Raw genomic sequence first — 15,577 nt, 5'->3', positions numbered from 1 at the left:
AGGCTTTCCCTGCCTGAAGTTCGCGGACAATAAGTACAGCTGAGTAGTTAGCGCGTTGGGCGAGCGGCATAATAATTGTCAGCCGAGTTGTTGCTCTCGTATCCATAGGCTTGGTATCCATAGCGCTGAGTTGACTCGTCGCTGCGATTGACCACGATACCGATGATCTTGGCACCAACGCCTTCGAGGATGCGTTTAGCCCGCAACGTCTTAGGACGCGATTCGTTGTCTACGACCGACACGAACAGCACCCCGTCGGCCATAGGTGCCACGATCGATGGATCGGAAACCGCTAGCACAGGTGGGCAATCGAGAATCACGTAAGAATATCGCTGACGCAACGTCTCGAGCAACTCCTTGCATTCTGGTCGGCTGAGCAGTTCAGCAGGATTGGCTGGGGCTTGTCCCGAAGGCAACAACGTCAAGCCTTCAACTCCGCTGGGCACCAGTAAGTCATTGATGGACTCTGGATTCTTGATCGCATCGGCGAGACCTTTCTCGTTCGGGACTCCGAACAAACGATGGACTTGAGGCAGACGCATATCGCAGTCAACCAACAGCACGTCGGCTCCCAGGCCGGCCATCGAAACGGCCATGTTCGACGAGAGCATCGATTTGCCAGCGCCTTGATTGGAACTGGTGGTCACCAGGATCTTATGATCTCCACCGGCGCTAAACATGACTTGCGTACGCAGCGCACGGAAGGTTTCGCTAGCTCGCGAGTCTGGCGCAAAGTAGGTCAGAATGGATGGCGATATCGGGCTCTTGTTCTTGCGAGCTACGCGTTGCAGCTTGCGAATGTCGGCATCGTTTTGGAAGTTTGGCAAGTGTGCCAGCACGCGACTGCCGAGCATCTCTTCGAATTCTTCCGGCGAGTGGACACTGCGATCACGCAACTCGGCAATCAGCACGCCCGCACCACCAAACATCAACGCACACAGCATCGAGATGGCGGCTGCGATCACACCCTTGGGCTCGACCTTTTCGGCAATCGACGGTTCTTGAATCAGTTCCAGAATAAGTGGCGTCGTGTCCTTCTTCATATTGATGTCGCGCAAACGTTCAATGACTGCGTCATGCAGTTCTTCTTCACGCGCCAGGGCTCGCACCCGACTCTCGTCTTCCAGTTGGTACTGAACGAGTTTTTTGGCCTTGTCGGATGCAATCTCCATTTGCTTTTCGAGGTCCTTGGTCCGTTGATCCAAGGCGCGCAAATCATGATCGAGCATGCTGACATATGCTTGCATCACGTCGTCAGGCGTCAGCTGTACTTCTTCGCCGATGAACAAGTCCTTCTGTTTCCGAGTCAAGAACTTTTCCATTTCGGCAATTTGTTGTTTGATCGCTTTGACTTCGGGATACTCCGTACCAAAGTCCGCTGTCAACTGGCTCAACCGTGTCTTTAGAGTTAGCAATTGACTGTATTCAGCGGTGGCGCCCGCCATACGTTCGGGTTGAGTTGACTGAAAGGCAGCCGTTTCGGCTTTGCCCCGTTCAACACTCACCAAGATCCCCAGTCGTTCGGCGTTACGTTCGTCAATCAATGAAAGCTTTTGCAAGTTGTGAGCTTTGCTGGCTTCAAAATCCGCCAGGCTCTTTTGAACCATTTCCAAGCGGCCAGATGCTTCATCGCGCTGGATCGCCAGTTGCGAAATTTCCGCTGCGAGTTCTTCGTAACGCGTTGTATAGATGTCGCCACCAGTTGCCCCGCGCGTAAGCAGAGGTGCGTTCAAGCGAAAGGTCTTGTAGTCCGCTTCCAGTTCCTCAATTCGTTTTTCTATATCCTCCGTGGCTCCCGTAATCAGTCCAGCTGCTTCGGTGTTGATGTCTTTGAACTTGCTTCTTACAAACTCCTGATAGCGATCGACGATCGCGCGGGTGACAAGTTCGCAGTCTTCAGGCGACGTGTGTCGGAACGCGATATTCAAAACGCGCGCGTTTCGGGCGCGGCCACTGCCACCGGTTGTTATGTACATGTTCTTAATGACATATTCGGTAGCGTTAGTGTTTTCACTCAGGCGCTCGACAATTGACTCGAGCTCATAGAGAGGGTCTTTCGCTGGTGGCTCTTCGGTCGAAGCAGTCAACTCTGCGCCCGACTCGCTACCTGAATCGACAGCAGGTACCTCCACACCCTCGGCGCCAGCTATCATCTCCGTCGGCGACAATCCCGCGATGACCTCGCCTGTGGAACTGGGCACCGGTGGCTCAGTTGCTGGTGCATCCGATGCTGCTGGTTCAGCCGGCGTCGCTGGAGCAGGCGTTACTTCTTCGGGCTTATCGGCCGCCGGCTGACTTTGGACTTCGGCGGCTGGTTTGTCCGTAACAGGGCTGTTCGTGCCAGGATTAGGCTGGGCTGCGGAACTGTCGGGATTATCTTCGCCAGAGGCCGACTGGCCGTCGGTTGTGTTAGTTGTGGCTGGGTCAGATGCCTCACTGCCGGTCGCGGCCATAGATTTTTGAGGTTCCATCTTGGCGCACTCCTTGGCCACCTCGACATCCAACTTCAGCGCATTCTGCACGATGCGGCTGCTCTGAACCAACTTCATATGAGTCGACAGCAGTTCTTCCGAGACGTCACGCTCAACACCTCCGGTGCCAGACATCGGCTCCGAATCGTTTTGCATCAGCAGTAGTTCTGCGCGCGATTCATATTTCCGAGGCGTTAGAAAGTAGTAGGCAGCGCCAATACCCAGTCCCAAAACGCAAGAGAGAAACAGCCAAGACTTGCGACGGTTTAGAATGGCCAGCAAATCGATCGAGGGAGACGGATCGCTTGGGGCTTGTAGTTCGTTGCCGGGCTTTTCCATTGCTTGTTCAATCCGAAGAGGAGTTGTAAATACGGTACCCGCCAGTGTTGCCGGTAGCGCCGAATGCAAGTCATCCCGGGGGGAAAGGATGACGCTGGAATCGTCGGCACCCGACTCCCGCCACAGCTCAATTCTGCTTTATGGTGTTTTTTTTGTCTTTATTACTCTGAGTCTATGACGCAGAAATGTCAACAGCCAGGCACGCTTTTGGGCGGCTGGTTGAAGGTTTACCGAATCAATTGCGCAGTCTCTGGGCCACCCCTGCTGCGCTATGCCGAATAATCGTCAGCCCAAGCACAAGGTGTATTCCATTGACTTTTGGCAGTTTTGCAAAGTCAATTTCTACCAAGATTCACAAGCGTAGCTCACAATTAAGGAAAAGCACCCACCTGCGTGAATACGATTGCAGCCCTTGCCACGGATCGAAGAACGATTAAAGAACGCGACTGCAATGCCAGCAAACTAAAGGCATTGAATCGAACATTAGACCGTAGCCACGGGGCTTTGAATCGCGGCTCCGCCAAAAATCACTTGGGCTCTTCGGCCGAATCGATCTCGAGTTGGAGCTGGCCGTACTGGGCGAGTACATCGTTTAAGGCTGCTCGCAGCCGATCAAGAGTGGCCGATTGCGATGAAGACTGTTCCAGCAAAAACTTCAGTCCATCGTACAGTAGCTGATACTGCGAGCGGACTAGTTCCGTCATCGAGCGGGGTACGCTGTGCTGGACCAGCACCTTCTGCTCCGGCAATTGAGTGGAATTATGCCGCAGCGCTTCGGTCGTCTGAGCCAGTTGATTGACCAGCTGATCACCAATGCTATTGAGCCTGGTCATCGCTTGGCTGACCGGTCCGTGCTCGAGTGAGGTTTGCGACTGGGCACCAGCACTGGAGATTTCGCGACGAATGGTCTCCAAGCCATCGCGAATGGCTGCCAGCGATTTCAGAACCTGCATGACTTGATCGTCGCCGGCCATCGAACCCAAACGCACGCTTTCGACATAGGCGTAACAAATCTGTTGCCAACGCTCACGCTGAGGCTCGTTGAGCAAACCGGCCAGCTCGCGAAATTTCAACAAGTTGGATTCGCCATCACGAGTCAAAGTCTGAGCATCCTGTTCATACGCCGAGACGATCAGCGCCATCAATTCGTCGTCGTTCATGATTGGCGCTACCTTCTCCACAATGCGATTCATATTGCGGTAGCTGCCCTGTAGTTTGAAGGGTGGTTCAGTTCGATAGGCGTCAGCCTGGGCGGCACTCTGGATATATTGGCGATTGACTCGCAAGATAACGTTGCGGACCTTGACCAGCTTCTTTAATACGGCCAACATCTCGCCAAGTTGATCGGCCGAGAAGTTGGATGTGACCTCCGGTAATTCGGCTGCGCCGTTTTCGGCCGCTCGAATCATCACCTGCTGATCTGTGCGCGATGCGCGTGCCAGCGGCATGAGCACCGCATTGCTGGCCAGCGAGTTTTCCAGATAACTTTGTTCGAATGCGTCAGCGGCACCGCCGATAATCTCACCCAGGTTGTAGACATCAGCGCGATTGGCCAACATATCCGGAATCTGAAATCGCTCTCCAGTCTCAGTGTAGGGATTGCCCGACATGACCACGGCGACTTTTCTACCTCGCAGATCATACGTGCGCGGTTGGCCATCCCATACACCTTCGATGCGCCGCGTCGCATCGCACAAAGATATGAACTTCTGCAACAACTCTGTATGGCAATGTTGGATATCGTCCAGGTACAACAGCACGTTGTCCCCCATTTCCAAGGCCAAGTTGATGCGATTGACTTCCTCACGCGCCGCTGCATTGGTGGCCTCAGCCGGATCCAAAGATCGCACTTGATGCCCCAGGGCTGGGCCATTGATCTTGACCATGGCCAGTCCCAAACGATTGGCGATATACTCGACCAGCGTCGTCTTGCCGTAGCCCGGTGGGCTGACCAACAGCAGTAATCCCATGCGGTCCGTACGTTTGTTCTCTCCGGCTGCCCCCAATTGCTTGGCCAGGTTCTCGCCGATGCGTGGCAGAAAGACTTCGTCGATCAACCGATTGCGCACAAAGCTTGTCAGCACTTTGGCCTTGAGTTCACCCGTGCGCAAACGATTCTCGGCAGCATGTAATAGTTCCCGCTTCTTCGCCTGCAGGGCGATAAATCGCGGAATCACACGACGTTGATATCGAGTCAATCGCTCGATTGTTTCGTGATAGTCCAATTCGAGTACGCCCGCATGCAAACGCGGGTGGTCACCTAACAGGCCGGTCAGCCTCACTTGCGCTTGAACATGTTTGGTAGCCATCACCTCGCCAGCGATATCATCCACAAACTTGCCCACAACCAAGCTCGCCAATTCGAAAAAGTGATCGTCGCGACGATCGCTGGCTTGAACGGACTCCGAAGAATGATGGTGGCTCGACTGCTGCACGAGGCTACATGCCAACTGCCACAATCTTTCCGGCGCGCTCTGATGCGCTTGAAACGATCCTTTGATAGCGTCATGCATATGCAGCGTGCAGTCCTGGCTGAATCTGGCTAGCCATTTTGCCGCTAGCGGGCTGACGACCTGCACGCTGCCCGAATGGCCAGGGGCTGGCGCAGCACCGAAAGCAGATTCTGCGTGGACCAATAATTCGGCGATCAAATAGTCGACGGCCTGGCTGAGCGCGAGCTGCTTTCGCAAGGCTGGCGGTGTATAAGTTGTCAACAAGTGCTGTACTTGCCGCGCAATTGCGATCAATTGCAACTGCTGAGTGCTCGTCCTCTGTCCGCCCTGAGCCATCGCCTGATGGCCTCCGCCAGAATTCACAGCTTGCTGAATCGTCGCATGGCTGTTGATCCATTGGATGACTGAGTTGCGGTCCTCAGCTGGGACACAGTGTTTCCAAATAAACCAGGCGACGCCGCGAACCTTGGGCGAATACCGCAGCAGGCCCAGGTCGCGTTGCAAACGCACTAACTCGCCCAGAATCACCGCACCATCATGATCGTGAACTCCGCGCGCGTAACCGGATTGATGCTGATTTTGCATCCATTGGCGCATCCACTGCGTGCGCTCTTCCAGGGTGGCATGCACAAAGCGAGTCTGAGTCCAATCAGATACCAACTCACCTTTGCTCCATAGTTGCAAGATTTCAAAGGCCAGCGTTTCGGCACGATAGACTTCCGCTGACTCACTGGGCAAGCTCTGCGTCCATAAATCTCGCGTTTGCTCCAGTTCGGCAGGGATGAATCGCCGACCATCACTGCCGACTTCTACCAACGGCTGAAAGAACTGCGTCCCGGTGAGATGCATCATCAGCGCGCCATCGCGGGCGATGGTCGTCAATTCAATTGGTTGACGATTCACGGCAAAGACGTGCTGTCCCAAACGAATCAGGTTTTCGCCATCGACAAACAACTCCAACCGATCGCGCTGCTGCCGGATCGCATCGTCGGCCAGAGTTTTCAGTTTGCTCAGCACATCTTCGGTGCGCACCGTGTCGCCGAGCTCGCGCAACTGGTCGGCGATCTTGCGAACCTTGTCCACCATCGGATCGGACAAGAAGTAGGTGCGGAGTTCATCTGGGCCATCGATACGCTCGACACGCGAACTGATGCTGGTCAAAATGCGTCCCGCTGCATTGACCAGGCCATCAGCTCGACGAGTTTGCAGTTCGACCAGTTGGATGCGCTTAGCCTCGAACGCCGCCAGGATTGACTCACGTTTTTCGTGCAACTGACCCAGTAGACCATCATGCTCGGCGAAGCGTCCTTCCAGTTCTTCGATCTGCAGCATGATCCGCGCTAGCGCTTCATCGACTTTGTGCGGCTGGTCGGCTGCATCCAGCGATCCTGCTGTAGCCTGGTCGAGCAACTTGGACTGCGAAGCGAAATCGGCTTGCAGTTCGCTGCTGAGCAAACCGCGCAAGTGGGCTTTGAGCGTCGAACGTATCTTATTCAGTTCGGCCAGTTCGTCACCGGTCCGATCAACAATGGCCGTGCGTTGAGTGAGATCGTCAATCTTCAGCCCAGAGATGGTCTCGATCAACAGTTCCAAAGCTTGCGAAATACCCTGCAAGTCTTTCTCGAGCTCTCGGCCGGCAGCGACAGTACGCACATCGGCCACCTTGGCTGCAACACTTCCAATACGTTTTCGATAAGGGGCTAACGAATCGGGTTGAACCAGAAACAGTACACAGCGTGAACCAACTCGTTCGACCGCGGTTTGCAACTCGCTATCGAGCTGATCGACCGCTTCCATATTGATCATGCGCAGTTCGCGGAGGCCCATGACATGCCCGCGTTGGGTTCGCAGATCATGCAGCAGGCTCACAAAGGTCTCGAGTGAATCGGACCTGGCGCGCTCCGTCGCGCGAATGAGTTCACCGACGGTTTGTTGGCTCTGCGCCAGTTGTGCGGCCGTCTCGTTGCGAACTCGCACTACCTTTTCGTATTCGTCAACTGCCGCGCCGGCGGCCTCGCGAATGGTCTGTAGTGGTTCGCTGAGTTTGTAAGTCTCGTCGCGGTCCAGCCAGAAGTAACTATCGAGAATATCCGTGGTCCGTTTGACTAGATCGACATACAAATCGGCATACGATTCGTCTTTATCGATCAGTTGCAGCACTTCCTGGCATTCCGCCATGCAGCGCACCAGGTCTCGGTTGCCAATCTTGTACAGCATCGAATCGGTGACCACATCGATGCGATAGTTGGGACCGACGAAAGGAGTCCGCCACAGCTGGAGGGCATGATGTTTCTGCGCCGCCTCCTGAGTCCGCATCGTAATCATGCGCCCGTCTTCAAAGATCGCCTGGCCATGACAGACCAGCGGAGTATCAACTTCTTGTCGAATCAGGTTGTAGCGCAGTTGCAGGTAGCTGCCCGATACCGGCTGAAAGAACTGATATAAGTAATCTTCACCGTTGGGGGCTGCGACGGTTCGCTGATAGATGACATCGATCAGGCCATGATCAAACAGCTTGTGACCCCCAGTCTGTAAATAAACGCCACCTGGGAAGATGATGCCATGGTCATCGGGCAGCTGTGTGCAAGCTTCGCGCATCGCATCCAAACGCATGGCCTGACGACGCTTCACGCTGTAGACAAAGAAGCGAAACTCTTTCTCTTGATAAGGGCGAATTTTCAGCAGTACCAGGTTGCCCAACACGCAGTAATGTATCTCGGCGTCATCGAGAGTTTGATCTGCGTTGTCCACCGGTTCGCTGTAGATGCCGCTACCGGAACTCGTATTGTCTTCGATCTTGATGGTCAAATCACCGCCGATGCACTCGACGAAGACTATGTCTTCAATCGAGACGTGCGGGTGTGCCCCCGAGCGATGCTGGTCGCGTGTTGCACGAGTCCAACGGAAACCGTGCTGCTCCGGGTAACGTATCTCTTGATCGCTTCGGTTGTCGACGTAACGCAGCCGATCGCCATCGGCCAACCACTTGAATGCTTTGATATCGCTCGGGGTCTTACCAACTTGGAAGACCATGTAGTAGTGCAGGCCTTGGTGGAAAAAGCGACTGAAGAATGTCTGCTTGTAGTAGCGGTACAAATCCGAAAAATCGCGCACGAAGCGCTCGTCAGCCCACAGCGATAGCGGCTCTTCGATGGCTTGCTCGCCGTCGAGGCGATAGAGGCTGAATACGTCGCCGGGAACAACTTCGTTCTTCAAGCCGAACTGGACGTTATAGCCCAAGAGCAAATGCGAACCGATCGACAGCAAGTCACGTGGCACACAATTGTGTTCAGTCGTAACATGCACCGTGGCCAGCAACCGCGTGTCCAGATGTCCGAAAACTTCGGAACGCTCTTCGTTGAGCAACTCAAAGCGCTGCCGCAAATCCTTGGCACCTTGCAACAAACGCTTGCGCAAGACGTCGTAGGTGCTGGCCTGAAGCGATTGGTCAGTCATAAGTGTCTCTGGCATACGTTTTCCATGCCAGCGTCCGAGGGGTTGGAGACTTTGCCCAGTGTCACCTCCACAGTCGCAACTGGGGGAGGTCGCAGACAAGGGCCTTTAGCCAAAGTCTGCGGGAGGGGGCTCGCTAGCGAAGTGTAAGTGTTTTGCAACGGACTGCACCTCACAAATCGTTTCGCAGCGATGGTTGTACCGCGCTAGTGCGAGTAATGGGTGCAGGTCCAAAGTCTGGCGACTTCGGCTACGGTTGTGGAGCGTGTCCAAAGTCTGGCGACTTCGGCTACACGGTTACTTCTTGCTGGCGCGGCCGTTGATGAGCTGAGCGATAGGTTGGTCGACCACGTCCATCGAACCAGCTACGCTCAGCAGACCGATCAGTTTATTGCGCAGATCCAAGGGGCCATCGGCCAGGTGTTTGGTCACCAGGGCCGCGATGCTCAGATCGCGCAGGTCTGTAGTGCTCAGGTTCAAGTGACCGATCAAACTCTGCAGACTCTCGTGGAAGTGATCCGCATCACCATTGAAGAACGTCTCTTTGATATCGCTGACGACTTTCGAGTTGCCGACGAAGCGATCGATGGCTTTGCCGCCCTGCACTGCGGCAGAGATCTGCTGGAAGAACTGACCGTCGCCACCGACGATGTCGATCTTGGCAGACTTGAGGGCTTCGCCGATCACTGCGGCTTGCTGTGCAGCCACGCCGCGCTGCGCGTCGATGGCCGCGATTTCGATCGCCTTCTCTTTTTCCAGTCGCAGTTTGAACTCTTCGTGATCGCGACCGACTGCGTCCAGTTCTTTCATAGCGGCCGCCTTCTGCGTGATGCCCTCGGCTTCGCTAGATAACTTCTCTTTTAGCACTTTGGCTTCGGCCATACCTTGTTTTTCAAGCGACGCGGCGCGGGCAGCCAACACTTCCGCTTCGGCCAAACCTTCAGCGGCGTGTTCGCTGGTCGCGGCAGCAGCCAACATGCGTGTGGCCGCAGCTTGCTTCTCGGCTTGATCGCGTTCAGCTTCGGCTTGAATGCCGACCTTCTCGGCGATCAACTCGGCGGCTTTGCGGGCGGATTCGGCGGCTTTGACTTCGCGAATCATCGCTTGTTCGGCGACGGTTTCGGCAGCTGTGACTTCCACTTTCTTGGTACGTTCGGCTTGAGCCAGAGCCTCGGTGTCTTTGATCTTCTGTTGCTCTTCGACGACGGCACGTTCGACGATGACGCGTTCGCGGATGACCTCTTGGATGTTGCGGCGTTCTACTTCCAAGGCTTTATCTTTTTCAACCATGGCAATCCCGACGACGCGTTCGCGTTCGGTCGATTCCAGTTCGCGATCGCGTTCGATGCGTTGCAGTTCCACGGCATCGGTGCGTTCCTTGTTCCGCTGGGCGACCAGAACCTGGCGACACTTGTTTTCTTCCGCGACGCCCAGTTCTTCGTCGGTGGTGATGCGAGTGCGTTCGGCGTCCAGGCGCATCTCTTCGCGCACCTTGGATGCGGCGGCATGTTCGCGAGATTCGATCTCGGCGATTTCACGCTTCTGGCGTTCAGAAGCTTCAACGCGTTGGCGCTCCAGTTCCATTATGGCTTCTTGAGCTTCAACGTCTTGCTTCTTGAGAGTCTTCTCGCGTTCGCGTGTAAAGTGGTTCTCTTTGATCTTCTCGTTGGAGGTCAGCTCTGTAATCTTCTTGATACCTTCGGCATCCAGAATATTGTTGGGGTTGAGCAGTTCCAGGCGAGTCTGCTCCAGGAAGTCGATGGCACAGTCATCCAACTTGTAACCGTTCAGATCGGTGCCAATAACTTTCAGAATCTCTGCTTTGAACTTCTCACGTTTGTCATACAGCTCGACGAAGTCAAACTGTTTGCCGACTGTCTTTAGTGCCTCGGAGAACTTGGCATCGAACAACTCTCGCAGCGTTTCAACCTGGCTAGCGCGTTTGCAACCGATCGATTGAGCAACTTCTTTCATCTCATCGATTGTCTTGTCGATGCGCACAAAAAAAGCGACGCGGATATCGGCGCGAATATTGTCTTTGCAGATCAGCCCTTCAGCGCCTTCGCGGGCCAGTTCGAAACTCTTTAGCGTAAGGTCCATTTTTTCGGCGCGGTGAAACACTGGGACCACCATGGTGCCGCTGGCCGTAACGACTTTCAGGCCGCCATAACCGGTGCGCACAATAGCCTCATCGGGGCCGACCTTAACGTAGCACTTGCTAGTGGCCATAAAGACAGCGATGGCGAACGCCAGGAGGGCCCCCACACCGATTGCGAAGTAGATGAGCATCGATGAAGTTCCACTTAGGTCTTGTGCCAACAGCGGAAAGTACTCAAACATGACTAGTCACCCTGAGAGGTTGGGGAAACGATATAAGCTCGACGAACAGCGTCGTAATGCGTGATCCACACTCGCGCGCCTTTGGCCAAATGCGAGCCATCGGTGCGAACGTTCAACAGCAGGGGCGCGCCATCTGTCTTGAAGCGCACTTGTCCATACTCAGGCGTCGCCTCGAAAGAACAAATCTCGCACTCTTTACCAATTAGCGATTTAGAGCTCAAGTCTTCGGACACAAACCAGCCGCGGAGCGGTGAAGTAATCAATTTGGTCAGCAATGCGGCGATAACCAAATTGCGTCCTATCAACAATGTGGACCAGAAAACTCCTGGGGAGCCGAAGATGCGTGTGTCGAGAATTTGATAGAGCATTATCGATATCATCCACCACAAGAGTGAAAATGCACCCAACCAAATCATCAGGGGCATTTGACTCAGGTTCAGCCAGTTAAGTGTAAAACTGCTCAGGCTAGAAAAAGCATCGCCCACATCGCCATCGACGCTGGCATCGGTATCGACATGTACGTCATGCCCATGCAGCACCGCTCCACCTATGACCGCCAGGAAGCTCCATGCCATCAGCAATACCAACAACGCAGTTGCTGGCAAAACAGGCAGGACGAACATGGGCTCCCAAAAGCTCATCGCAAGGACTTTTAATCGATATTGAAAAGAAAAGGGGTTAGTCGCTGAAAGTTACTTCAATAGGCAGAGATTCAGGGCGAATAAGGCGCTTCGAATTTGGAATTTGAATTCCCCGAAACGGAAATCTCAAACTTCGATTCTACTTCCTCTGCCGCATGCGATCCGCAATAAAAGTATCCATTAGCAGCTGTCCAACATGAAAAGCGACCATGGGAATGATGCTGACCCCGCAGTCCAAAGCCATTTTCAGACCGATCATGAGCGTTTTTTGGCTGCCGGCAATGGCGACGGCCACTTGTTGAGGCCGCTCGACGCCCGTGCTGCCTGCTCCATACCAGCCGACAGCCATCGCCAGTAGATGGATGACCGCCGACATGCAGATCGTCCATAGGATATCGGCCAGCGTGACGCTGTTGGCTGCTGCGGCCGCTACCGAGTTGGTGGCTGCCGATTCTGCGGCTGGGTTGAGATGTTTACCCATTTCGATCGCCCCAGAGAGCACCATCGCCAGAATGCCGATTTGACAAGCGGTGGCTAGCAGTTGCTTGTTATTCTCCGACCACTTGGCGACTTTCGAGCTCTTGCGCAACAGCTGCGCAGCACATATCGGCATGAGCACAACTAAGACAAGCTCGTAAACCAGCGGACCCAATTGCAGATTCACTTGGCGTCCCAAGATCGCCACCAACCACAGCGGCGTGACGACCACGCATGTCATGTTGGTGATGAGCGTCACAAGGATCGCGACCGTGTCGTCCCCCCCTGCCCTGCGCGTCCACACGGCGGCCGAAGCCAGGGTGCAGGGAATGGCAGCCGCCACAATTAACCCGCCACCGATATACGGCGACATCGACTGCGCGGCCAACCAGGCGGCCAGCGGTATGAAGCCCATGTTGATCAGCGATGCCAAGATGGCTGGCCACGGCCGAGCTAACGATTGCCGGATCAGTTCGAAGGGAATGGGTAGCGCCATCAAGCCCATCACCACACAGACCAGAGCCGTTCGGGCTATCGGAAACTGATTGATCACCGCCAGTTGTTGCCAACCGACGACGCCGACGGGCAAGACGGTCACCAGCGCAATTAAAAACCAGTGTTGCGAGAGAAACGTGCTTTTTTTCGCGGTTGCCAATGCCGTGTGCCTTGGGTGCCTATCGGCCCAGGGGGCGGGAGTTAAAATGAACATCCTAACTGAAAACGTCGTCGGTGCGAGTGTGGATTGGACTGTACACTAACGCCCACCGACAACTTTATCCGCTGAATGACTTTTGCTCTTTTGGGTAGTACGACCGAATGCTGCGTTATTGGACGGCTGGTGAATCGCATGGAAAGGCGCTCTTGGCATTGATCGACGGGTTTCCGGCTGGCCTGGATATCGACTGCGAGTTTATCAACAATGAACTGCGCAGGCGGCAAGGTGGTTACGGACGCGGCGGTCGGCAGAAATTGGAAACCGATACAGTCGATCTGGTTACCGGTGTATGGAAGAGCCGGACTTTGGGCAGTCCGATCACATTGCAGGTGGTCAACTCCGATTACAAACTGGAACGTCTGAAAGAGCTGGAACGTCCGCGGCCTGGTCACGCTGACTTGACTGGGGCCATCAAACATTCGGGATCCATTCGCGGCGTGCTGGAGCGAGCCAGCGCACGTGAGACAGCCGTGCGCGTGGCAGCCGGTGCACTCGCGCGGCAGATGCTGCGCGTCTTTGGCATTGAAACGATTGGTTACGTGACTGAGATCGGTGGCCTGGCAGTAACGACGCCCAGTGGATCGATTGACCAGCATCGCCTCAGCCGGGATGCCAGTATCGTTTACACACTCGCTCCCGAGCGAGACGACGAGTTCCGCACTCTGATCGATCGTGTCACCGAAGATGGCGACACAGTGGGCGGGGTCATGGAGGTACGCGTCGAGGGCCTGCCCATCGGATTGGGCACACATGCCCAGTGGGATCGTAAGCTCGATGGCCGCATCGCGCAGGCAGTCATGGCAGTGCAAGCCATCAAAGGTGTAGAGATCGGCATGGGCTTTGAAGCGGCTCGGCGTCCTGGTTCGCAAGTCCACGATCCAATTCATTACGATGCCAGCTTGAAGCACACAGCCAGTTTAGGTTACACGCGACCGAGCAATAATGCTGGCGGATTGGAAGGTGGCATGACCAATGGCCAACCGCTGATCGTGCGCGCGGCCAAGAAGCCGATCAGCACGCTGCGCAAACCACTGGATTCGATTCGCTGGGATACAAAAGAATCGCAGCGTGCCAGTTATGAACGCAGCGATGTGTGCGCTGTATCGGCGGCCAGCGTCATCATCGAGCACGTAGTCGCCTTCGAAATTGCCGCCGCCTTCGTCGACAAGTTCGGTGGCGACAGCATTGAAGAGATGCAAGCTCGCTACCAACTCTATCTGCAGCAAACTTAAGCACCCGGCACCCGATTGTAGCGGAAGCCGTCAAGGCTTTCGTAAACCTGCCTCACCCCTCGCCTTCTGCACCCGATTGTAGCGGAAGCCGTCAAGGCTTTCGTGAACCTGCCCAAGCCCCCGGTTGACAACAATTACTTTACATGTAAAGTAATTGGCAAGTTTATCACCCTTTGCAGAGGAATCATCGATGGCAACCCAATCGAGCGCAGCCGGTTTGCTAGCGTCGGCTAGTACTAAAGACGTCACGGAAGTGGCTCAATACAATGTTCTCCAGGTCGGCGATTACATCGAGAACCGCCTGGGGCGAGTCTTGCGGGAGTACGGCCTGACCTTTTCGCAATACCAGGTATTGCGCGTGCTGGATCAAGCTGGCGGTCCCTTGCCGGCATTGGAAATCAGCCAACGCATGACCAAAATCGTGCCGGCCATCACGGGATTGGTCACTCGGCTAGAGGAACAAGGTCTGGTGCGGCGCAAGGCAGACAAAGACGACAAACGTGTCACACAAGTCGAGCTGGCGGTCAAGGGACGTAGTTTGATGAAAAAGTTGAACAAACCGGTGTCGGATTTGCACAAGCATCTGACTAACGAGCTGAGCGACGCCGAACTCAAACAACTGGCCAAGCTTTTAGAGAAGGCCTGGTGCGGGATGCAGATGGTTTCATAAATGACGAAAGCGAGTCACGAACGATGATCGTTCCAAGATATAGCGGTGACCGAGGCCATGCCAATCACGGATGGCTGAATACCTTTCATACATTCTCTTTTGCCAGTTACCACGATCCGCGATTTATGGGCTTTCGGGTGCTGCGTGTTATCAACGAAGATCGAGTGGCAGCGGGGCAAGGCTTTGGCATGCACCCGCACGAAGATATGGAGATCATCACGTATGTCATCAGTGGCGCGATAGAACATCGGGACTCGATGGGCAACGGCGAAGTGCTCTCTGCAGGCATGCTCCAGCGCATGTCAGCTGGTACGGGTATATTGCACAGCGAATTCAACCCGTCGGCAGCCGAGTCGTTACACCTGTATCAAATATGGTTGTTGCCTAAATCGCGCGGCATCGAACCTAGCTATGAACAGCAGAGTTTCCCGAAAGTGGAACGGTTGAACCAAATGAAGCTGGTTGCGTCGCCCGATGGTAGCGATGGCTCGCTGAAGATGCATCAAGATGCGCGGCTATATCTGGGTGCACTGGAACCGTCGGCGTCTGTACGACACGAGTTCGGCCTCGATCGCCACGGTTGGTTGCAGGTGGTCAGCGGCAAAGTCCGTATCAACGACTTCACCTTTCATGCCGGCGATGGTGCGGCTGTCAGCGACGAGCCTGCGATCGTGGTCCAAGGCGTAGAGCCATCTGAAGTAATGCTCTTCGATCTACCTTAAAATATGGCATGATGCGCCCTGTTCTGCTTGGCACATGCCGGAGTGTGCCCTGGACGCTCATCAC

At 54.9% G+C, this 15,577-nt stretch carries 8 protein-coding genes; 3 read left to right on the top strand and 5 right to left on the bottom strand.

Features of this window, described 5'->3' with window-relative positions; all coding sequences use genetic code 11:
- Positions 1–47 precede the first annotated feature (47 nt).
- The 5 genes from SH573x_RS03790 to SH573x_RS03770 form a co-directional block, all read right to left on the bottom strand.
- Positions 48–2,810: a polysaccharide biosynthesis tyrosine autokinase gene (locus tag SH573x_RS03790; protein ID WP_479353001.1), complete on the bottom strand. Its 2,763-nt coding sequence runs from the start codon at positions 2,808–2,810 to the stop codon at positions 48–50.
- Positions 2,811–3,337: 527 nt separating this feature from the next.
- Complete coding sequence (locus SH573x_RS03785; RefSeq protein WP_479353000.1) at positions 3,338–8,734, bottom strand: DNA repair ATPase; 5,397 nt, start codon at positions 8,732–8,734, stop codon at positions 3,338–3,340.
- A 279-nt stretch (positions 8,735–9,013) separates the two neighbouring features.
- Positions 9,014–11,056 (bottom strand): flotillin family protein, encoded by a 2,043-nt coding sequence (locus SH573x_RS03780; RefSeq protein ID WP_479352999.1) that lies wholly within the window; start codon positions 11,054–11,056, stop codon positions 9,014–9,016.
- Between the two features lie 2 nt (positions 11,057–11,058).
- Positions 11,059–11,697 (bottom strand): hypothetical protein, encoded by a 639-nt coding sequence (locus SH573x_RS03775; RefSeq protein WP_479352998.1) that lies wholly within the window; start codon positions 11,695–11,697, stop codon positions 11,059–11,061.
- Between the two features lie 139 nt (positions 11,698–11,836).
- Positions 11,837–12,829 carry a bile acid:sodium symporter family protein gene (locus SH573x_RS03770; RefSeq protein ID WP_479352997.1) on the bottom strand — a complete coding sequence of 331 codons (993 nt, stop codon included), beginning with the start codon at positions 12,827–12,829 and terminating at the stop codon, positions 11,837–11,839.
- Between the two features lie 161 nt (positions 12,830–12,990).
- Here SH573x_RS03770 and aroC point away from each other — a divergent pair, with 161 nt between their 5' ends.
- From aroC to SH573x_RS03755, 3 genes are all read left to right on the top strand, one after another.
- Positions 12,991–14,121 (top strand): chorismate synthase, encoded by a 1,131-nt coding sequence (aroC, locus tag SH573x_RS03765; RefSeq protein WP_479352996.1) that lies wholly within the window; start codon positions 12,991–12,993, stop codon positions 14,119–14,121.
- Between the two features lie 190 nt (positions 14,122–14,311).
- Positions 14,312–14,791, top strand: a complete 480-nt coding sequence (locus SH573x_RS03760) for a MarR family winged helix-turn-helix transcriptional regulator (protein ID WP_479352995.1) — start codon at positions 14,312–14,314, stop codon at positions 14,789–14,791.
- A gap of 23 nt (positions 14,792–14,814) precedes the next feature.
- Positions 14,815–15,513: a pirin family protein gene (locus SH573x_RS03755; RefSeq protein WP_479352994.1), complete on the top strand. Its 699-nt coding sequence runs from the start codon at positions 14,815–14,817 to the stop codon at positions 15,511–15,513.
- The last annotated feature ends 64 nt before the right edge of the window (positions 15,514–15,577 follow it).

It is taken from the genome of Rania fehmarnensis, from assembly GCF_056494185.1.
Note: the sequence above shows the minus strand (reverse complement) of the source record. Positions and strands in the feature narration are given on the sequence as shown.